We start from the raw sequence: 20,089 nt of genomic DNA on the forward strand, positions 1-20,089 counted from the left end.
CTCAGAAGGCACTCGCGCTGGCTGTCAAAGTCGGCGACCCCTGCTGACGACCTCCGCCATTGCGGCCGCGCCCGACGCCGTTGCTACCGGGGTCAATCGGACTCAGGTGTCGGCCGGTCTGGACGGCGACGTCGGATTCGGTCGGAGTCACCCTCCCCCAGTTTGTCGACTAGCTCGGCCAGCTTGACCTGATACTCGGCCACGTTCTTCATCTTGACGTCTTCAAACCCTCGAACGAGGTCGGGTAGCTGCGCGATGGCTATCGCCGTCGCAACGTTGGCTGGGCTAAGCCCACGAATGACCAGGTCCAGCGCCTCTACGTACTCTCGTACCAGCGCCCGCTCTGTGCGCCGTACCTTCGAGTGTCCGAACGGGTCCATGACGGTCCCTCGGAGCCGGCGCATCCGCGTCAGCGCGATGAGCGCAATGCGACCTGCCGGTCCGAAGGCCAGTTTGTGCTTGAGACCGAACGCGCGCAGAACCGGGGGATGAAGAAGAACGGCCGTCTTTACTCCGGTTCCGAATTGCTCAGTGAGATCGTGGTTGATTATCGGATCCAGGGCGAGTCGCGCGACCTCGTATTCGTCCTTATAAGCCATGAGTTTGTAGAGATGCCGGGCGACGGCCATGGTCAGGCCCGTCGAGCCCGGCACGCGCGCTCTCTCCGCCTGGGCAACCCAAGCAACCTGCTCCGTGTACCGACGCGCGTAGCTGTGGCTCTGGTAGGCAATGAGCTCGGGCACCCGGATCTCGAGAAGGCGGTGTAACTCCGAGTTGGGCTCCGCACCGATCGAGTCGACGAGAGCAGACGCGGCCGCGTCGAGTCCGGCCTCAGTCTCATTCGGCGTCCTGGTCAGCTTCTCCAACACGGTTCGGAACGCAGCGGGGTCGAGGACATACTGCTGACCCCGTCGGAATGCCTGCGTGTTCTGGGCGACGGCCGCGCCGTTGAGCGCTATAGCTTCTTCGATCGCCGATGCGGGGATCGGCATGGCCCCGAGTCCGGACGCGATCCCAGCCAAGAAGAGATTGGTGGATTGGTCGCCGCCAAACAGAGTGCGCGTGATCTCGCGCGCGTCGAGATATACGCCTCGGTCGGTCGGAATTCGATCCTGTATTGCGGCGACAACATCGGGCACACTCGGAAAGTCAAGCTTGACGTCGGCGACCATGGGCCCTGTAGGTACGCGAGCGGTAGAGATGACCGGGATCGTGCGTTCCGCGGCCGTCGCGGCGAGGTTCTTCGGGTCGGCGGCGACCAGAAGGTCCGCGCCGAGATACAGGTCAACGTCACGCTCTATTGCCTTGCCGGCCCGCGCAAGCGGACGGTCGCTGACCGTGACGTCGGAAACGACGGCTCCGCCTTTCTGGGCCAATCCGGTCTGATCCAGCGTGACGACGTACTTGTCGCTCCGGGTCGCGGCCGTACTCAGCACCTGAGCGAGGGTCACGACGCCCGTGCCACCGATCCCGAGAATGCGGGTGGTGTGACTACCGACCAACGGATGCGGCACCGAGTTGGCCGGCGGAAGATCAGGCGCACGACGCTGTGTGACCGGGGTGGAGCCGGGTCGCACCCGGATGAACGCTGGACAGTCGCCGTCGATACACGTGTAGTCCTTGTTGCACGAGCTTTGATCGATTCGGGTCTTGCGGCCGAACTCCGTCGCGACGGGTTGCACGGACAGGCAGTTGGACTTCGCGCCGCAGTCGCCGCAGCCCTCGCAGATGCGCTCGTTGATGACCACGCGAGTGGTCGGTTCCTCGATCTGCCCGCGCTTGCGCTTGCGTCGGAGCTCGCTGGCGCATTCCTGGTCGTGTATCAAGACGGTCACTCCGGGCACGCCGGCCAGTCGTTCCTGTGCCTCGACCGCTCGTACGGTGGGCCAGACTTCCGCCAGCCGCCGTTCTCTCCGACCGAGCACCCCGGGACTGTCGGACGTGACGATCGTCCCGGCCACACCCTCGGCATGAAGTTGGCGGACGATTTGTGCAATCGTCATCCCTCCGACGATGTCTTGACCTCCCGTCATCGCGACCGCAGAGTTGTACAGGAGTTTGTAGGTGATGTTGGTTCCGCTCGCTACTGCTTGTCGGATGGCGAGACTGCCCGAGTGGTGGAAGGTCCCGTCGCCGATGTTCTGAATGAAATGAGCACGGTCGAGGAACGGAGACATTCCGACCCACTGCGCTCCTTCGCCGCCCATCTGAGTCAAACCTGCAACCTCGCCGACCTGCTTGGGTTGCATCATCAACACCATGGTGTGGCAGCCGATGCCCGCTCCGACCAGGGAATCGTCGGGAACCTTCGTCGAGGTGTTATGCGGGCAGCCAGAGCAGAAGTAGGGCGTTCGGGGCGCGAGCGGAAGCAGGTTCTTGCGGGCGGCTCGATCCGGTCCGGTGCTCTGCACCGCTCGCCACCTGTCGACCGATGGGAAGGATCCACGACGCGAGAGAACGCCGGCCAGGGCGGAGGCGATGGAGTCCGGATCGAGTTCTCCGGTCGAACGGAAGAGGTCCTGGCCGCTCTCGTCCTTGCGTCCGAGGATCCTGGGTGCATGCTGACGTCCGTACAGGATGTTTTTAACGGCGAGTTCGACGAATGCGCGCTTCTCCTCCACGACGATCAGGTCGTCCAGCCCTTCGGAGAAGCGTCGCACCACGTCGGGCTCCACGGGGTGGATCATGGCTAGCCGGAGCAACCGCACACCTCGGCGCGTCAGCTCGTCGTCGTCCAGGCCCAAGATCTCGAGAGCCTGGCGTACATCGTTGAAAGTCTTACCCGCGGCGACAATGCCGATTCGGTCGTCAACGTCGGACCGCACGATGCGATTCAGCTCGGCGATGCGGGCGTACGCCACCGCGATCTCGCTCCGTACGCCGTTACGCGACCTCTCCAGGTCTGTGATGACCGGGTTGAGCAGCTTGCCGGTGACCTCGTGGCGAAACCTGATGCCGGTCGATTCCTGGTTGACGATCGGCGCCACCCGGGCGGGATCGAGAAGGACGGTGGACGATCCGTCCGCGACGCTCGTGGTGATCTTCATGCCGACCCACAGACCCGAAGCGCGGGACATCGCGACCGCGTGCTGGCCAAGGTCCAAGACGTCCTGGGAATCGGCCGGATAGAGCGTGGGCATCCCGAGATCAGCGAGCAACGCCTCGCTCGCGCCGGGCATCGTCGATGACTTCGCGCCCGGGTCGTCCCCCACGAGCGCAACGGCGCCGCCGGAAGGGTGCGCGCCGGCCAGGTTTGCGTGTCGCAGCGCATCGGCGGCACGGTCGAGGCCGGGAGTCTTGCCGTACCAGAATCCGGTGACTCCGTCGACTCGGCAGCCCCTCATCGTCGCGGCAAGCTGCGCACCCTGCACCGCGGTCGCGGCAAGTTCTTCGTTGACCCCAGGTCGGAAGACGATGTCGAGTTCGTCCAGAAGTGCTCGCTGACGGTTCAGCTCGAGGTCATATCCAGCCAGCGGGGATCCCTCGTAGCCGGAGATGAACGCCGCGGTCCGCCGAGTGGCACGCTGGTCGGCTCGGCGAACATCCAGTGGCAACCGGACAAGAGCCTGAACGCCGGTCAGGTGTGCTCGACCCGTCGTCGCGACGTACCGATCGTGCAGGACGGTATCGGGCGTCGAGGTCACTTGCATCGTTGCCGAATGGTGCCGATGGTCTCAATGGTGGACACCAGCTCGTCGCCTGGGCGCAGGAACACCTTGGGGTTGCGTGCGTTACCGATTCCGCCGGGCGTGCCCGTGAAAATGAGGTCGCCTGGCCAGAGAGTGCAGACCCGCGAAAGCCTGGCGATCGTTTCGGCGACGCCGGCGATCATGTACGACGTGCGAGAGTTCTGCATGATCTCGCCGTTGACTTCGGTGCGCAGCTCGAGGTCATCAGGATCATCGATCTCGTCGACAGTGACCACGCACGGTCCGATCGGCCCGAACCCTGCGTAGGACTTGGCGAGTGAGAACTGTGGAGCGGCCCCCTCCATCTGCTCGTGGCGCTCGGACAGGTCCTGTCCGACTGTGAGGCCGGCCACGTGAGACCACGCGTCGTCTTCGGTGACTTCGCTGGTCTCTCGTCCGATAACCACAACGAGCTCGACCTCCCAGTCCACGAATTCGGTCGGTAGTCGGATGTCACCGAACGGGTCAGCGATGCAGCTCGGGAACTTTGTGAAAACGGGTACCGGGCCCTTCGAGTGCAGACCTGCCTCGCGGGCGTGCTCGTCGTAGTTCAGACCGAGCGCGAACACCTGTCGCGGGCGGGGGACCGGCGCCCGCAGCGTCACCTCACTCAGCGCACCATCGATGTCGCGCTCGCCGCGGCTGCCCTGCCACCAGTCAACGAGTTCGTCCCGTCGCGAGTACACCTGCTGGACGTCGCTCCCGAACTGCCGCGCGCTCGCGCGCGAGACGTCGATGTACCCGTCGCCAACCACGATCGCGAGGTTGCCGTCAACATTCGCGATTCTCACTCGGGTCTCCTTGCTAGGGTTCCAACGATCCTCACCGACAGCAAGGTCACTTGGTGACTTGAAGATTTCCCGATGGGCAGGGCGTTGTCAAGCGTCGTCGCTAGACAGGTTCAAGAGGTCGGCCGTTGTGGTCCCGGCCTGCACCTGAGCGACGATGTTCTGCTCATGAGCTTCTCGCCCGGCGGCCGCGACGAGAACGTTCTCCACGTCGTCGGCGGTCACGATTACGACGCCGTCTCGGTCGCCCACCACAACGTCGCCCATCGACACCGCACAGCCGCCGATCACCACTCGTCCGCCGGTCTCGCCGCGATGCTGTTTCGAGGTCGCTCTGATGGACAGCCCGCGGGCGAAAACCGGGAAACCGAGGTCGACAATCCGCTGCGCATCGCGGACCGCACCGTCGATGACCAAGCCGACCACCCGAGCCTGCTGGGCCGCGCGGGTCAAGACGTCACCCCACGGTCCGGCGTGCACGCAACCGCGTGCGTCTACAACGAGGACGTGGCCCGGCGGGACGCGAGTCAGCGCCAGGTGGAGCATCCGGTTGTCCGCGTACCCGGCGTCGACCGGGTACGCCGGCCCGACAATCTGCATGCCGGGGTCGATGGGCTTGATCGCCTCATCGACCGCTCCGCGGCACCCCTGCGCTTCGTACACCGTTGCGGCGCCGAACTCGAGCAGTCGCCGCCAGTCGGATTCAGCCGCCGATACACCCGCGGGCCACCTGCCTTGCGCCATGATTGAAGATCAGCTCAGGCGGGGCGACACGTTGATCGCGATGTCGCCGACCGCGTCGATCGCGTCGCGGTCGTCGAGCGTGATTTGTGACAGCACCGGATCGGTCTCGAAGCGGGTGTGCTGTGCGTCCATATAGCCTCGCCAAGCAGAGAGGACCGCGTCGACGTCTCGTTTGCGCAGACCCTCGAGTAGTCGGACACGGTGGTTGCTGAGCTCGCTGGCGTAGGTCCGCCACCAGTCGTCGCGACGAGTTCCATAGGCCATCAACTGGATCTGGAGCAAGATCCGGATCAGCACGCTCTCCAGAGCCGTGAGCAGTGCGTTTCCACCGGCTGCGGAGAACGCGATCTGGTAATCCGCGATCGCGTCGGCGACTCCCTGGGCGTCGGTTGCGCGGTCGATCCGGTGCAGCGCGCTCTCCATTCCGTCGATGTCCTTCTCGGTGGCGCCGACGCACGCCAGCACAACCGAGTGCATGCTGAGTGCGCGACGCACCTCAAACACCTCTCGAATGTGCGCACGCTGCATCTGAAGAAGCGCCTCCATGCTCCGAGACACGAAGTCGTCGCGAGTTGCCTTGACGTACACGCCGCTTCCGTGACGGCTCTCGACGAGACCGACCGCTTCGAGCCCACGGATGGCCTCTCGGACCGTTGGTTGACTCACTGCGAAGTAGGTGGCGAGGTTGCGTTCGGTGGGCAGTCGCGCTCCCGGCGGGAGCGAGCCGGACGCAATGTCGGCACGGAGAGATCTCATGATCCCCTGAGATGCCTTGATTCTCTCCGGGGCGGGTGGCCGGGTCAGGGCACTGGTCTGCGTAGGGGCCGCTCGCGACTGACCTGTGCTGGTCACTGTCGGATCCGTCGAGTAGCTGGGTCGGCTTGAGTCAAGGTCACCAAGTGATCTTAACGCAGGCGGACAAATCATGGTGTTAAGACGATGCGACCCACGACCACACCCTGGCGTAGCAAGTCGATGGCATCGTTGACGTCGTCGAGGTCGATCGTTCTCGACACGAACGGGCGGATCCGCCCGTCTGCCACCGCGACCAAGGCCGCGCTGGCCTCCGCGGGTGTGCAGTTGCGGCTGCCGAGAATGCTGATCTCGTCCAGCACGAGCCGTCCGGAGTCCATGCCGTAATCGACGCCAGGACGATAGCCGTTACATACGATCCTCGCTCCCGGCGATACGAGGTCGGACAAGGTGTCGAAACCTCGCTGCGTCCCACTGCACTCGACACCCACGTCAATGCCGCTGTCCGCAGCCCAGTCCAGAAGGTGTGCCGCATCGGCGGGTGCCACGGCGAGGTCGGCTCCGACGAGGACAGCGGCATCGCGCTGTGCCGGCGACGGGTCGATCGCGGCAACTCTCGCTCCGGCGCATCGAGCGATTTGGATCGCCGAATTGCCCAACCCCCCGGCCCCACATACGACCACCGTCTCGCCCTCGGCCACGGACGCACGGGTCCTGAGCGCACGCCACGTCGTCGACACCGCGTCCATGGTTACTGCCGCTTCGGCCATACCTAGCGTGTCCGGGATAGGCATCGCGGAACTGCTCGCCACCGACACGACCGAGGCGAGTCCGCCGGGAAGGTCGAAGCCGAGGTGCGCTGCGGATGTACAGACGGTGACGAGCCCCCGGTCGCATCGGTGGCACCGCCCGCACGGCTGTAGGCCGCGCACCGCCACCCGAGTGCCGGATGCCAGCCGGTCGTCGCCGTCCACAACGACGCCCGCTATCTCATGGCCCAGGATCAGCGGCAGCGAGGGCGGTTCACCTAAGAGGCCGTCGATTATCTTCAGGTCGGTACCGCACAGCCCCACTGCCTGAACCTGCACGAGGAGTCGGTTGGAGGCCGGCTGCGGAGGCGCCACCTGCGCCACGGTCAACGGCGTCCCTACGGACCGCATCAATGCCGCGCGCACCGACGCCGCTCTTCTGATGGGACAGATACCGTCATACCCGCGCAACGAACTAGAGCGGCTTGCGCAGGCGGCTGAGCACTCCGCCTGCCGCCGGTCGCGTTGGTCGCGGTCACCGTGGACCACCCACGATGCGAACCTCATAGCCCGCCAGCACGGGATGTAGCTCGGGCCGCACGACGCCGGATTCGCATGTGCGCCGGAAGTAGCACGGGCCGCATGGCCCGCGCATCTGCAAGGTCACGCTACGCCGGCTCTCGTCGACTTCGACGAGAGCTATACCCCCAGCGTGCGAGCTGAGGGACGGACGCACACTGCGGTCGAGTATCCGCTCTACCGTCGCGCGCGTTCTCTCGGCACGCGCCGGGACTTCATCCGATGCGTCGGCGGCAGCAGTCACGCGATCCGTCCGACCGGAGAACGGGGGCCGCCCACTGCCGGCAACGGCTCCAGATCGAGCAAGCGGAGCAGGTTGTGCCCGAACATGAGCCGGCGATCGTCGTCAGTGATTTCCGGGAAGTCCCATCCTCGGCGGAGGTCCTCGGAGATCTGAAAGGTGTAGGAGTCCTCCAGCAGGGCTTGTGCGCTCGGCCATAGCGGCGTCTCACTTCCCCAGATGGCCTTCTCGGGCCCACACCACCGGAGCATCTTGCCCAGCCGCATCGCGGTCTCGACTGGCGCAATGCGGATCATATTTATCCAGGTCGACATGGCGACGTACACGTTGGGGAGCCGCGCGGCCAGGTCGATAGCTTCGTCCTCGAATGGAAAAGCCAGATGATGCACGATGAAGTTCAGCTCGGGGAAGTCGAGTGCCGCTTGGTGGACGTCGCGTGGGTGCAGCGCGTCGAGCGGCTCCGTTCCCTGCGGGTCGCCCTTGTGGACCTGAACCAGATTGCACCCTAGCTCGAGCATGCGCTCGTACATGGGATAGGCGATGTAACGATCATCCATTCGCCAGGACGCGCCTCCGGCGTGCGCGGTGTACAGCTTGATCGATCTGGCCCCCAAGTCACTCACCTGACCCTCGATATCGCGAAGGGCGGTGTTGACTCCACGAAGCACGGGATCGGTTCCTCCGCAGAAGACTATTCTGTCCGGCGCGAGCCTCGTGAGCTCGTACACGCGCTGGTAGTTCTCCTCCGGACTCTCAGCGAACAGGTCGAACATGGGCACGACCTGCGCCATGGCGTAGTCAATTTCTGAGCCGTGGCCGAAGATCTTGTCGTACACCACCTGCGGGTCCGGTGGCACCCGGAAGGCTTGGGCCAGTGGTGGAATGGTTTCGAGACCACGCTTGTACATCTGGAGGTTTCGATGCACATAGGGTGTGGCCACCCTTGCTGCTGGAGTGGTGAGGTTCTCGCGTAGCAGGTTGTGAACATGGACCACGAGGTCGAAGATCATGTTTCCGTCACGCATCGTGCGCCTTCCCGCAGGAGTGTTTTTTCTCGGTCGGGATAGTGGACGACTCTACTTGTCCTTCGATTTCTTGAGATAGCTCATGTTGACGATGGTGGCGTAGCCGAACTTGGGATCCTTTGCATCGAAGCCAGGCAGACCGAAGTCCAGCTGGAAACTCTTCAGCGCGGTCGTCCAGTCGGCCTCACTGATCACGCCTGCGCGAGCCCCACTGGGGAAGGAGGACATGGCTGGTTTGAGGGACTGAGCCAGCTGAGCCGCTGACAGGCCTTGGAAATACGGCGTTTTCGCCAAGATCGCCGCAACCTCGTCGGCGGACTCCGAACGCAATTGGCCGAGTCCTTCTTGCAACCCGGCCAGGAACCGCTCCACGGCAGGAGACTTCTTCTTGAGTGTGGACGTCAGGCCAGACACAGTCAGGATGGGGAAAGGCTTGGGCACGATCTTGGCGGCCTGCCTGTCGGTGATGGAGCTAGGGTCGATCAGTGCGTGGGCCCCGCGAGCGATCACGGTCACCGCGTCGGCCGGGGTGAACGCCGCCGCATCTGCTCGACCGGCTGTCATCGCGGCTACCTCGAGCGGATTGGTCGTCAGCTCTGTGAGTGAGCACTTGAGACCGTAGGCCCGGGCGACCTGCCGGGCGAACGCATAGACGGCCGTGCCCTTCTGCGTGGTGGCGATCTTGCAGTTGGAACCTTTGGCCTTCAACTGCGCCATCGACTTCACCTTCGAGCTCCCGACGAAGGCGAGCCCTCGCGGCGAGTAGTTGAACATCGCCTGGATGATGTTGATGGGCTTGCCGGCCGCGGCGACGGAGATCTCCTGCGAGGCGCTGGTCAACAGTAGATCTGTTCGACCGCTGGTCAGCAGCGAGGGCGCTACGGCAAGCGCATTGGCGTTGACTACGTCGACCGTGACGCCATGCTTCTTGAAGAGATTCTCGCCCGATGCCACCCAGAAGGCGGCGTAGTTGACCGCGTTGGAGGCGACCGCAACTTTGATGTGGGCGCCGCCGGCATCGCCTGACTTCCCGCTCTCGGAGCTGCACGCGGACAACGCGGTGACTGTCGCCGCGGCCGCGAGACAGACAGTGGTGTTGCGGAATCTTGCCTTGGTGTGACGTTGCATGAGGGAATCTCTTCTCTACGAAATCAGGTGCGGGCAAGTTGTCGCGACATCGCCAGGATTCATTCCTCCCAGCGCAGCACGACTTTCTTGATTGCTATGGCGGCTCCGTAGAGCATCAAGCCCAAGACGCTGAGGATCACGACGATGGCAAAGGTGGTCGAGGTCTGAACGTAGGTCGTGGAATTCTGGAGCAGCTGTCCCATTCCGCGAACACCTGCCAGTAGCTCCGTCGTGACGGCGACGATCAGGCCGAAGGAAATGGCGTTGGGGACGGCGGCGAACGTCCAGGTCAGAACTCGAGGCAGTCTGATAGAGCGCATCAGCTGCCACGGGCTGGCCCCCAGCAGTCGAGCGTTTTCCAGCATGGCTGGCTTGACGCTCCGACCGCCCTCGAAAGCGTTGAAGAAGCCGACGAAGAAGACGACGGCGATCACATTGATGATCGAGGCCAGGGGCGTCGGGCCGAAGATGACGACCGAGATCGGGATCAACGCGATGCGCGGCACCGAATTGGCCAGCACGATGAACGGGCGTGAGACCTCGCTGAGCCGCCAGCTGTTGCTCAGGAGCAACCCTGCCAGCGCGCCCAGGACCAGGCCGATGGCAGTGCCTTCGACCGTGGCCAGAACGGTTGTACGAAGGTATGGCCACACCGAGCCGCCGGTGGCGGGATCACCCTCGAACAACAGACGCAAGCTGTGCCATACCTGGGTGGGCGAGCTGATGTAGAAGGGATCAAGGAACCGTATGTGGTCGGCGAGGAAGTCGATCTTCGGCAGGAATTGCCAGGCGAGCAGACCGAGCACGACCAGTGCTGCTTGGATCAGGCTGCGGGTTATCACCCAGGGCACAGCCGGCCGGCCGGGCCGGTCATCGTCGGTTCGACCGTATACGGGCGTCGAGCGCGGCGGGGACACGGTCATGACGCGGATCCGTGCGACGAGAGTTGGCCTTCCATGCCAGCCCAGAGATGCGCGTACAACTCGAGGAACTGTGGATCCGAGCGGAGCCCGGCGACGTCGCGATCGTGGCCGAACGGGATCGCGAGGTCTTCGACAACGGTCGACGGCGGCCAGGACAACATGACGACGCGGTCGGATAGCGAAATTGCTTCGCCGAGGTCATGGGTCACCAGGACGACACTGGCGCCCGTATCCTTGACCAGTCGGTAGAGATCGCGGTGCACACTGACGCGGGTCGGCTCGTCCAGCGCGGAGAAGGGCTCGTCGAGCAATAACAGCTCCGGGTTCGCGGCGAGCGCGGTGAGTACCGCGACACGACGCCTCATGCCGCCCGACAACTGCGACGGATACACGTGTGCCTTATCCGAGAGGCCCACCATGCCGAGCAGATTGTTGACCTGCTCGTGAGTGTCTTTGCGGCGTCGGGTTCCGTTGAATCGATGGTGGAGGGCGACGTTGTCGCGGACTCGAAGCCACGGGAGCAGCGTGTCGTCCTGAAAGACCATGCTGATGCCGTGCTGTCCGGGGCGGCGATAGGCGGTGGTGATGCGGCCGCGCCACGGACGGGACAGGCCACTGATCAGACGGAGCAGGCTGGACTTGCCGCATCCGGATGGGCCGACGACGGACACGATCTCTCCCGGCGCTAGCGACAGGTGCAGGCCGTCGATGACCGGCGTCCCGGCCGCGTAACCGAAAGCCAGATCTTGCAGTTCGAGCAGGGGCGAAATCGGTGGAACCGATGCCGAGCTGGCGGACTCACCGGTCGAGTTCCCCTCGTGCGACAGGCCGTCGGGCTTCTCCACGTCTTCGACACCGCCGGCGGCAGCCGGAACGGACGTTTCCGTGGAGCCCGCCTTCGCGGCACCGTCCGTCCGGACCTGCAGTTGTCGATTCATTCGACGGTCCTTTCCGGTGTGAGGCTGTGCGGACTCAGATGCACCAGTTGACTTGGTGACTTGCCGACGAAGTGTGCGGGCTCGTCCGCGCGGTGTCAACGGCGAGTTCTGGTGCGGCGCGTTCGAGGGGCGTCGGTGTTGCCGTGTGCGAGGCCCTTGACAGACGGCTGGGTCACGACGAATAGTCTTCAAGTGACCTGGCGACTTGGCGAGCGGCTAGCCGAAACCACACGCATTGTGGCCACTGGCCAGGCCAGGGTCGCGACCGGGATCAGACGGTGCGCTTGGCGCGTCCGGGAGTCGTGACGGCGTGAAGTTCTTCTGCTTCCAACGTGACCGTCCGGGTGCCTTCGCGCTGCGAATGAAGTGCTTGGAAGATCATTGGTCGTACCTCGAGCGATGGTCCGAGCAGCTCGTCGTGCGCGGTCCGACCTTCGAGGGGGATGTGCCCTCCGGAAGCGTCTACATCGTCGACGTGGCGACGCCGGCCGAAGCCCGGGCGTTCGTGTTCGAGGAGCCGGCGTATCAAGCCGGCGTCTACCGGGACGTGTTGCTGCGCCGGTGGCAGGACGCGCTGCACCGAACGACGGACGGGCCTCGCGGGGACTCAACGGCAGGGAAACACTTCTTGGTGGTCGGACTCGGCGCCGGTGTTCACGAGAGCGAGAAGACGCAGGACACGAAGAATCTGGTCGCGTTCGGAACATTGTTGTCCGATGACGCATCGAAGTGGCTGGGGACGGCGGCGCTGCTTCAGGCGCCTGATGCCGATGCAGCGTCCGCGATCCTGACTACCGACCGGTACAGCCACATTGAGGTGTGCGACTGGCAATTCGGTGGCAGACGTTGACGTCACACGATCCCTCGCTGCTCTAGCACGCATAGACGTCATACCAAACCGATGGAGGAGTTATGACAGACACTTTCGCAAAGCTGTACACCCAGTCGGCTGCAGGGCTGGAGTGGGTGCCGGCTGAGATGTTCGCACTGCCGGAGGGCTGCGAATACAAGATCTTCAAGGACGACGGTGGTGACGGGTTACGAGCCGTGATGGTGCGGTTCCCGCCGGGATACGTCGAGCCGGAGCATCAACATGCGATGGAGCACTGGGGGATCGTGATCGAGGGCGAGATGCACGTCGATGGCAAGAAGTTGGGCCCCGGCGACTTCCACTTCGCTCCCGCCAACGTGCTGCACGGACCCTTCTACTACCCGAAGGGTTGCATCGTGTTCGGCACGACTCATTCGTTCCAGCCCGACGGAATGCGGCACGACTACACCGCGGAGGCCGCCCAGGCGGACCCTCGTGACATCGAGGTCTCGGCCGCAGGGGCGTGACCAGTCTGGCGCCGCGGCGCCGGCTCGGCTGCAGCGATCTGAGCGTGCATCCGCTGTGCCTCGGCGGCAACGTGTTCGGATGGACGGCGGACGAGGCTCAGTCCTTTGCTGTTCTCGACGCCTATTCGGCAGCAGGGGGCAACTTCGTCGACACGGCTGACGTCTACTCCGCGGACGGGCCAGGCAGCGACGGCGGGCTTTCCGAACTCATCATCGGGAGGTGGATGCGACGTCGCGGTCGGCGAGAGGATGTCGTCATCGCGACGAAGGTCGGCGGTCGCGGCGGACTGTCGCCGACAAACATCCGGGCTGGCGTCGAATCCTCGCTGCGGCGGCTGCAGGTTGAGCAGATCGACCTGCTGTACGCGCACATGGACGACCGAAGCACCCCGCTCGAGGACACGGTCGCAGCATTTGGTCAGCTCGTGCAGGCGGGCTGGGTGCGCCACGTCGCCGCCGCCAACTACTCGGTGGAGCGGCTGAAGCTCGCCCTCAACATTGCGAAGGCCGGTGGTTACGCCACCTTCGTCGCCTTATCCACGCAGTACAACCTCCTGGAGCGTCGGTGGCTTCGAGAGGATCGATTTGGGACAGAGGGCTTCGAAGGCCGGTTACGTGACCTCTGCATCGGACAGGACATCGCCTGTCTGCCCTACTGGGTGCTGGCCAAGGGTGTGCTGACCGGGAAGTACGGCACGAGGGGACACAAGGTCGCAGGACCACAAGTCAGCGCTCGTGGCGCGCTAATACGACCGGAGGACCTCGACGCGGAGCGAAGCATCGCGGTGCTGAAGGTGCTGACCGACGTCGCGCGCGAGCACGAGGTCACTGTCGCTGCCGTCGCGACAGCGTGGACCGCTCGACAGCCCGGTGTGATCGCGCCGATCGTGAGCGCGCGGACGACCTCACAGGTCAGCGAGCTGCTGTCCTTCATGCACATCGATTTCACCGCAGCGGAATTGAGCGCTCTCGATGCCGTATCAAGCGACTCGGCGGACCGCGTCGTGCGATGCGACAACGACTGACGAGCCGGCCCGCTCGAGTAGTCGCAACTCGCGACGCGCTCCCGAAGTTCTCCGGAGTCCGGGTTGAAGTTCACGGAAGCTGTCAGGACCGATAGCAAGCTTTCACGACGTCGGACAGTGCGCGGACATGACGGGCCCGCTTTACTGCGTTGAGCGGATGCCGAGCGCAATCCTGGCTCGACAAGAGGCTGCGGGACGAGAAGCACGGTCACTGCCCGACAAGAACGAGTGATCGCGAGAGGTGCCATGGCTGGGCCGCCGAACGCTGTGCCTATCTCGTCGATTTCGATGAGCGCCGCTCGCGCCGTGATCGATGCGGCCGTGCGCAACGCCGAAGAGTTACGCGCGCCCGCCACGGTTGCCGTCGTCGATGCGGTGGGGACGTTGAAGGCAATGGTGAGGATGGATGGCGCGCCGTTGGTAGGAGTCGATCTGGCGCGGCGCAAGGCCGTTACCTGTGTGATCATGGGCGACCGGGACACTGCGACCCTCGTCGACACGATCGTCAAGCGTCCGCAGATGTTGGCGGCAATCACCACGCTTCCCGACGTGGTCGCGCTTCCCGGCGGACTGGGTCTGCTCGAGGACGAGCTGTTGATCGGCGCAGTGGGAGTCAGCTCGCCCACTGGCGATCTTGATATTCGGATCGCAAACGCCGCCGCGGCGGTGCTCGCTCACGGGAGCGAATCGTGACTTCAGCTGCGGCGGCCCGAGCCTCGCGACCTGCGTCGGACACACACCGCGGCACTGAGAGATGGGGCGATGTTGAGACACTTTGACTACGTCGTGGTCGGGGGCGGTTCGAGCGGCTGTGTCGTCGCTTCGCGATTGAGTGAGCAATCCGACGTTTCGGTCCTGCTCCTCGAAGCGGGTGGCTCAGGACGCAATCCTTTCATTGCGATGCCGCTGGCATGGGGCGTGCAGCGCCGACGGCAATGGTTCGACTACGCCTGGATCACCGAGCGTGAGCCAGGCGCCGATGGCAACGCCATACCAGCACCCGCTGGTCGCGTCCTCGGCGGCGGCTCATGCATAAACGGGATGATCTACTCGCGCGGCAATCGTGGAGACTACGACTCTTACGAGTCGCTCGGCGTGCCTGGCTGGTCGTACGACGAAGTCCTACCGTTCTTCACGCGCTCCGAGAACAGCTGGCGCGGTGCGTCCCGGTATCACGGGCCGAACGGGCCGCTACAGACTTCGCACGCGCATCCGGATGACCTCTTCGAGGCGATCGTTGAGTCAGCCAGGCTTGTCGGTTTGCCTCAGACCGATGACTTCAACGGGAGTGAGCCAGTCGGAGTAGGGCTCCCCGATCTCACCATCACGCGTTCTGGGCGACGTGCGGATACGGGGCGGGCATACATCCGTGCGCAGCGGCGGAGACCAAACCTTACCGTGGTCACCTCGGCGCAAGCCACTCGTGTCCGGCTCGACGGCACGCGCGCTGTCGAGGTGGATTACCGCCACGCCGGCGGGACCGAGCGCGTCCGGGCCGAGCGCGAGATCATCCTGTGCGCCGGTTCGTACGGGACGCCTCAACTGTTGATGCTGTCGGGTATCGGACCGGCCGATCATGTACGCGAAAATGGGATCGACGTCGTCGTGGATGCGCCGGACGTAGGGCGCCATCTCCAGGATCATCCGCTTGTCAGTCTGTTCTTCGCCGCCAAGCGACCGCTCGAGTTCGGACAGAAACTTCGCCTTGACCGCGCGGCTGTCGCCGCAGTGCGCTGGTTGCTAGCGGGCCGGGGCTACCTCGGCACGCTGCCGCTGTCGGCGATGATCTACCACCGTTCGGATCCTTCGCTGGAATACCCGGACCTGGAGAACTTCTTCGTTCCTGCGAACCAGGCGAAGGCGCGCGTCTGGGTGCCGGGGCTGTACCCGCCGCCCGAAGACCTGATGCAGGTGGCCAACACACTGCTCGCGCCGAAGAGTGAGGGCTGGGTGAAGTTGAGATCCGGCAGGCCCGACGATGCGCCGCGCATCTTCGACAACATCCTCGGCGATTCGGAGGACGTAGACCGGTTGTTGATCAACATACGGACGATGAGGGAGTTGGTAGGGCAGTCACCGCTGCGTGATCATGTCGGCGTTGAGCTGACGCCTGGTCCACAGGTCGAGCGCGACGAGGATCTCGGTGCGTGGGTCCGCACTGCCGTGCGAACCGCTTACCACCCGATCGGTACGTGCCGCATGAGTCCCGAAGGCGCCGGCGTCGTCGACTCGAAGCTGAGGGTGCAGGGCCTCGACGGGTTGCGCATCGCCGACTGCTCCGTCCTGCCGGCTCCGATCAGCGGTCATACGAACATGCCTGCCGTCATGGTCGGCGAGCGGGCCGCCGATTTCATTCGCGCTTCCCGTTGACGGCCGCGAGCAACGAGCAGGAGGGCTATCACTGTGCGACTACCTGAAGCTCGGCCCGGCGGTCTGACTGACGCGCAACGATCGGCTTATGCAATCGCGCAAGGAGTAACCAGTTCGAGGGCGTACGCGGGGTCCGGGGTCCAGCGACCTGACGGCACATTCGCCGGGCCATGGTCGGTGCTGATCCAGTTTCCAGACATAGCCCCGGCATGGGGCAGCCTGACCGAAGCGGTGACAGCCAGACCGGGACTCTCCGAACGGGCACGCGAGGCCGTCATTCTCCGGGTGTGTGGGCACTTCGATGCTCGCTACGCCACGCATGCCCACACCCTGGCTGCGAAACGCCGCGGCCTGGGTGCAGCCCAGATAGACGCACTGTGCGCCGGGGTGAATCCCGTGAACCTGACCGACGAGCAAGCCTGTGCCGTCGAACTGGTTGATTCGCTGCTTCAAGGCGGAGTGCTTCCGGCGCACACCTATGACCACGCCGTGACGGTTATTGGACAGGATGCTCTCGACGCGGTTGTTCTTCTCACGCTCTACTACACGGCTGCGTGCGTGCTCCTGAACGCATACGACGTGCCAGCCGACTCATAACGAATCGATGGATCAAAGACAATGCGGCGACCGAAGGTTGCGACGGACGCCGTCAGTTACAGACGTGCGCGATGTCCTGGTCGCGCCGCAGATCATGCGTCGCCTGATCGCGAACCACGCAGATGGTCGCTCGCCACGGCGAGCGCCGGACACCGACGATGAGACGTTACAACACTTCACCCACGCGAGCGCGAGGTGCTCGTGTTTGTCGCCGACGGGTTGGGCAACGCCGACATCGCCTCCTTGCTCGTCCTGAACGAGGAGACAAGACCGGTCTGTCTCTTCGTCGAGCTTGTCCAGCACCCAGCGGGCGACGTGAGCGGCGAGCGCGATTGCGCGGTCGCCGCGCAGTTGGGCGAGTCGTTGGTCGATCGCGGCCAGGTAGGACGGGTCGGGTCGGTAGAAGCCGCAGCCGCTGGGTGGAATCGGATGGGGCAGCTCTTTCGGCCGTCCTCGACGAGGAAATCCGGGCGAATCGAGGAGCCGACAGAGTTGCAGTCCGCTCGCCGCCGGCAACGTGAATGCTTATCGAACTCGACCGGATCTTGTCGGCGGTCCGAGCGGGAATGGACTCGACCCTGGCCGCCGACGAGACCCGAAAGATCCAGATCGATCTCGAGCACGCCCCCGCTGTCATGCACGAGTGGGAGCGGTCGATGGCGGCCACGAAGCGCGCTCACCGAAGCCAAGGTCCGCTCCAGCATCGGCGACGCACGGCGTCTAGGCGTGCTGCAAGAACGCTCGCATGCGCTGACTCGTTTCAGCCGGTCGTTCCAACGCAGCAGCATGCTTTCCGTGGATCCAATCGAGCTCGGCCTCGGCGATTGCTTCGCTCAGCTCGTGCGCGCCTTCAGTGAAAAGAGGTGGTTCCTGGTTACCGCACAAGACGAGCGTCGGCGCTGCGATGGTGTGCAGTGCGGGCCTGGTATCGGCGTCGGCCAGGACCTCGCACGCCCTCGCGTACGAATCGGGGTTGGTCGCCGAGAGGGCCCGGCGTGCATACCGAACGGGTTCGCTGTTCGCCGTCAAGCTCTGTTCGGTGAACCAGGTGGCCATCGTGGCCTCGACGAGGCTTTCCGGGCCTTGCTGACGCATCGCTTCTGCTCGCGATCGCCACATGTCGTCCCAGGGCGGGGGATAGTGCGCGACTGTATCGATCAGGATGACCCGGTCGACCGATCGCGGTCGATCGATGGCGATTTGCTGGGCGACCATGCCCCCGATCGAGACGCCAGCAAGGCTCATGCGCTTGATGCCGGGCCGGATCTCATCGAGAACCGCCTCGGTCAGGGCCTCAAGTGTGGGCTCGTCCAGAACAACTTGCGACGAGCCGTGACCGGGTAGGTCCGGTGCCACGACTTGCCAATCGGCGAAGTAGGGACGGTGCGCATCCCAGAAGTGCCTGTCGACGCCGAGAGGGTGCAGTAGGACGAGCAGGTCGGACTCGTCGTCGACCTGCCGCTGTGGCGTGACGCTGTGAGTCACCAGGACCTCTCGATCGAGGCTGGCAGCTGATCTGATCCCGTTTCATCGGAGATGCGACCGGCATTAAGAATCATCGCGAGGGCCGAGTAGTAGCCCGCAGTGGCGATGATCTCGATCAAAGCTGCTTCATCGAACGCGGACGCAGCCGTAGCGAATGTCTCGTCGTCAAGCTGGTGGGTACCGATGAGTTCGACGACGACATCGTGGGCGGCGAGGTGTGTCGGGTCCAGATTGGTGGGACGGCGCTGGGCCGCAAGGTCAGCGATACATGCAGGATCGAGCCCAGCCTTGATGGCGAGGGGTGCGTGGTGGTTCCACTCGAAAGGTTGATTCCATGCCCGAGCAGTCACCAGGACGGTCATCTCAAAGATGCTCGACGGCAGGTCGCTCTCGAAGCGGAGGTACTCGCCAACACGCGCGATTGCTCGCATGAGCCTCGGACTGTGCAAGAGAGGCACGAACGGCCCCCCGAACGCGCCGCGCGAGCCGGCGACCGCATTTATCGCCTCACGTTGCAAGGCGGTAAGGGTCTCATCTGAGGGGGTAGGAAAGCGCTCAGCGCTCATGTCGTGGCCTCCGGCGCGGGTCGTGAGCGGGGTTGTCACGGTGCCAGGATCGAACGCTGTACCCGCCCGGTTTCGACGTCTTCCAAGGCGGGACCGAAAGAATCAAGACCGACCGGCGGCTCGACCAGCGAGGCCCAGTCGACCGCACCTTCTCGTAGGTAGTCGATCGCAGCCGGGTAGTCGTCGCCCAACCCCCGGCAGCCGATGACTCGGAACTCCTTGCGATAGAGCAGGCCAGGACTGAAAGACGCCCTTACCTGATCTCCGGGAATACCGAACTGCAGGATGTCGCCGCCGACTGCGACTGCATCGACGGCACGCTCGAAGATCCCGGGCGCGCCGACCGCGTCGACGACAAGATCGAAATTGGCCCCGTGAGCCTCGATCGCCTCGTCGACTGAGTAGTACACGGCGTCAGCGCCTCGCGCTGTCGCTGCGCGTCGCTTGCCGGGTGCTGTATCCACGACCACCACCGAGGGCGCATCACGAGCGGTGAGTAGGTCGAAAAATAGGGAGCCGCTGACGCCCCCGCCAACGACAAGAACACGTTCCGCCGGCGCAACGACCCTGCTCAGAGCGTGCACGACGCAGGCCAAGGGTTCGGCAATCACGCCCGCGGCAAAGGACAGATCGCCGAGCGGGTACACCTTGCGAGCCGGAACCGCGATGTACTCGGAGCACCCGCCTGCACGTCCGCCCGCACCGATCATCGTCGGGAACGCGCAGATGTTCGGCCGCCCTGCCCTGCACGTCGCACAAGAACCACACTCGATGAAGGGGTGAACCGCGACCCGCGAGCCTTCGCGGGGTGCTGTCGGATCACCGCCGACATCGGCAACGATGCCGGCCACCTCGTGGCCAGGCGTGAACGGGTAGCTCAACGGTGTGAGCTCGCCCCGGACCAGGTGTACATCGGTACCGCACAGGCCCGATGCCTTGACCTCGACAACCACGTCGCCCGCGCGCGGCACGGGATCCGGCACGTTTTCAACCGAGTATTCCGAAACGTCGCTGACGACGATCGCTCTCATCCAGTCCTCGTCCGATCCATGGCTCCACACCCGCAATGTCCCGGAACGCTGACCGAAGGCACCTACAGATGTCCGCTCGCGGGCGTAGAGTCAGCCTATGACGATCGAGTGCAGTAGCCA

The 20,089-nt window shown here is 64.4% G+C and carries 19 protein-coding genes and 1 pseudogene; 6 read left to right on the plus strand and 14 right to left on the minus strand.

The annotated features are described in order from the left end of the window. Positions 1-92: 92 nt before the first annotated feature. From ACFFCA_RS01080 to ACFFCA_RS01130, 11 genes and pseudogenes are all read right to left on the minus strand, one after another. Entirely contained in the window at positions 93-3,650 is a 3,558-nt protein-coding gene (locus ACFFCA_RS01080; RefSeq protein WP_375481070.1) for an indolepyruvate ferredoxin oxidoreductase family protein, read from the minus strand. After that, positions 3,641-4,480 carry a fumarylacetoacetate hydrolase family protein gene (locus tag ACFFCA_RS01085; RefSeq protein ID WP_375481071.1) on the minus strand — a complete coding sequence of 280 codons (840 nt, stop codon included), beginning with the start codon at positions 4,478-4,480 and terminating at the stop codon, positions 3,641-3,643. Before ACFFCA_RS01085 ends, ACFFCA_RS01080 begins: the two co-directional genes overlap by 10 nt. A gap of 87 nt (positions 4,481-4,567) precedes the next feature. Further along, positions 4,568-5,221: an RraA family protein gene (locus ACFFCA_RS01090; protein WP_375481072.1), complete on the minus strand. Its 654-nt coding sequence runs from the start codon at positions 5,219-5,221 to the stop codon at positions 4,568-4,570. A gap of 9 nt (positions 5,222-5,230) precedes the next feature. Next, the gene (locus tag ACFFCA_RS01095; protein ID WP_375481202.1) at positions 5,231-5,809 is read right to left on the minus strand and encodes a FadR/GntR family transcriptional regulator; all 579 of its coding nucleotides are present in this window, start codon (positions 5,807-5,809) and stop codon (positions 5,231-5,233) included. Positions 5,810-5,812: 3 nt separating this feature from the next. Then, a pseudogene (locus tag ACFFCA_RS01100) lies at positions 5,813-6,148 on the minus strand (FadR/GntR family transcriptional regulator); the annotation flags it as partial. Further along, a complete protein-coding gene (locus ACFFCA_RS01105) occupies positions 6,145-7,107 on the minus strand; it encodes an alcohol dehydrogenase catalytic domain-containing protein (protein WP_375481204.1) in 963 nt (320 codons plus the stop codon). The pseudogene ACFFCA_RS01100 and the gene ACFFCA_RS01105, both read right to left, overlap by 4 nt. 151 nt (positions 7,108-7,258) lie before the next feature. Beyond that, positions 7,259-7,546 (minus strand): NifU family protein, encoded by a 288-nt coding sequence (locus ACFFCA_RS01110; protein WP_375481073.1) that lies wholly within the window; start codon positions 7,544-7,546, stop codon positions 7,259-7,261. Beyond that, a complete protein-coding gene (locus ACFFCA_RS01115; protein WP_375481074.1) occupies positions 7,543-8,553 on the minus strand; it encodes an amidohydrolase family protein in 1,011 nt (336 codons plus the stop codon). Before ACFFCA_RS01115 ends, ACFFCA_RS01110 begins: the two co-directional genes overlap by 4 nt. A 66-nt stretch (positions 8,554-8,619) precedes the next feature. After that, complete coding sequence (locus tag ACFFCA_RS01120) at positions 8,620-9,696, minus strand: ABC transporter substrate-binding protein (protein ID WP_375481075.1); 1,077 nt, start codon at positions 9,694-9,696, stop codon at positions 8,620-8,622. 59 nt (positions 9,697-9,755) lie between these two features. Further along, entirely contained in the window at positions 9,756-10,619 is an 864-nt protein-coding gene (locus ACFFCA_RS01125) for an ABC transporter permease (RefSeq protein WP_375481076.1), read from the minus strand. Then, positions 10,616-11,557 (minus strand): ABC transporter ATP-binding protein, encoded by a 942-nt coding sequence (locus ACFFCA_RS01130; protein ID WP_375481077.1) that lies wholly within the window; start codon positions 11,555-11,557, stop codon positions 10,616-10,618. The genes ACFFCA_RS01125 and ACFFCA_RS01130 overlap by 4 nt, the downstream gene beginning before the upstream one ends. Before the next feature lie 310 nt (positions 11,558-11,867). Between ACFFCA_RS01130 and ACFFCA_RS01135 the strand changes: the two genes are divergently transcribed. From ACFFCA_RS01135 to ACFFCA_RS01160, 6 genes are all read left to right on the plus strand, one after another. Continuing rightward, a complete protein-coding gene (locus ACFFCA_RS01135; protein WP_375481078.1) occupies positions 11,868-12,407 on the plus strand; it encodes a YciI family protein in 540 nt (179 codons plus the stop codon). A gap of 62 nt (positions 12,408-12,469) precedes the next feature. After that, the gene (locus ACFFCA_RS01140) at positions 12,470-12,895 is read left to right on the plus strand and encodes a cupin domain-containing protein (protein ID WP_375481079.1); all 426 of its coding nucleotides are present in this window, start codon (positions 12,470-12,472) and stop codon (positions 12,893-12,895) included. After that, complete coding sequence (locus ACFFCA_RS01145; RefSeq protein ID WP_375481080.1) at positions 12,892-13,920, plus strand: aldo/keto reductase; 1,029 nt, start codon at positions 12,892-12,894, stop codon at positions 13,918-13,920. The genes ACFFCA_RS01140 and ACFFCA_RS01145 overlap by 4 nt, the downstream gene beginning before the upstream one ends. 288 nt (positions 13,921-14,208) lie before the next feature. Then, positions 14,209-14,613 (plus strand): heme-binding protein, encoded by a 405-nt coding sequence (locus tag ACFFCA_RS01150; protein WP_375481081.1) that lies wholly within the window; start codon positions 14,209-14,211, stop codon positions 14,611-14,613. Between the two features lie 69 nt (positions 14,614-14,682). Then, entirely contained in the window at positions 14,683-16,290 is a 1,608-nt protein-coding gene (locus ACFFCA_RS01155) for a GMC family oxidoreductase (RefSeq protein WP_375481082.1), read from the plus strand. A gap of 177 nt (positions 16,291-16,467) precedes the next feature. Then, positions 16,468-16,887, plus strand: coding sequence for a carboxymuconolactone decarboxylase family protein (locus tag ACFFCA_RS01160; RefSeq protein WP_375481083.1), 420 nt, complete (start codon positions 16,468-16,470; stop codon positions 16,885-16,887). A gap of 720 nt (positions 16,888-17,607) precedes the next feature. Here ACFFCA_RS01160 and ACFFCA_RS01165 read toward each other — a convergent pair. The 3 genes from ACFFCA_RS01165 to ACFFCA_RS01175 are packed head-to-tail and all read right to left on the minus strand — an operon-like array spanning position 17,608 to position 19,969. After that, entirely contained in the window at positions 17,608-18,372 is a 765-nt protein-coding gene (locus tag ACFFCA_RS01165; RefSeq protein ID WP_375481084.1) for an alpha/beta fold hydrolase, read from the minus strand. Further along, a complete protein-coding gene (locus ACFFCA_RS01170; protein ID WP_375481085.1) occupies positions 18,369-18,977 on the minus strand; it encodes a carboxymuconolactone decarboxylase family protein in 609 nt (202 codons plus the stop codon). Before ACFFCA_RS01170 ends, ACFFCA_RS01165 begins: the two co-directional genes overlap by 4 nt. Continuing rightward, positions 18,974-19,969, minus strand: a complete 996-nt coding sequence (locus ACFFCA_RS01175) for an alcohol dehydrogenase catalytic domain-containing protein (RefSeq protein ID WP_375481086.1) — start codon at positions 19,967-19,969, stop codon at positions 18,974-18,976. The genes ACFFCA_RS01170 and ACFFCA_RS01175 overlap by 4 nt, the downstream gene beginning before the upstream one ends. Positions 19,970-20,089 lie beyond the last annotated feature (120 nt).

The sequence above is a fragment of the uncultured Jatrophihabitans sp. genome, assembly GCF_964252635.1.
Lineage (GTDB): Bacteria > Actinomycetota > Actinomycetes > Mycobacteriales > Jatrophihabitantaceae > Jatrophihabitans.

Bases quoted from the DNA above. Each gene is read 5' to 3' on its own strand.
- ACFFCA_RS01080 (WP_375481070.1), bottom strand. From the start codon at position 3,650: ATGCAAGTGACCTCGACGCCCGATACCGTCCTGCACGATCGGTACGTC.
- ACFFCA_RS01090 (WP_375481072.1), bottom strand. From the start codon at position 5,221: ATGGCGCAAGGCAGGTGGCCCGCGGGTGTATCGGCGGCTGAATCCGAC.
- ACFFCA_RS01115 (WP_375481074.1), bottom strand. From the start codon at position 8,553: ATGATCTTCGACCTCGTGGTCCATGTTCACAACCTGCTACGCGAGAAC.
- ACFFCA_RS01120 (WP_375481075.1), bottom strand. From the start codon at position 9,696: ATGCAACGTCACACCAAGGCAAGATTCCGCAACACCACTGTCTGTCTC.
- ACFFCA_RS01125 (WP_375481076.1), bottom strand. From the start codon at position 10,619: ATGACCGTGTCCCCGCCGCGCTCGACGCCCGTATACGGTCGAACCGAC.
- ACFFCA_RS01130 (WP_375481077.1), bottom strand. From the start codon at position 11,557: ATGAATCGACAACTGCAGGTCCGGACGGACGGTGCCGCGAAGGCGGGC.
- ACFFCA_RS01140 (WP_375481079.1), top strand. From the start codon at position 12,470: ATGACAGACACTTTCGCAAAGCTGTACACCCAGTCGGCTGCAGGGCTG.
- ACFFCA_RS01150 (WP_375481081.1), top strand. From the start codon at position 14,209: ATGAGCGCCGCTCGCGCCGTGATCGATGCGGCCGTGCGCAACGCCGAA.
- ACFFCA_RS01155 (WP_375481082.1), top strand. From the start codon at position 14,683: ATGTTGAGACACTTTGACTACGTCGTGGTCGGGGGCGGTTCGAGCGGC.
- ACFFCA_RS01175 (WP_375481086.1), bottom strand. From the start codon at position 19,969: ATGAGAGCGATCGTCGTCAGCGACGTTTCGGAATACTCGGTTGAAAAC.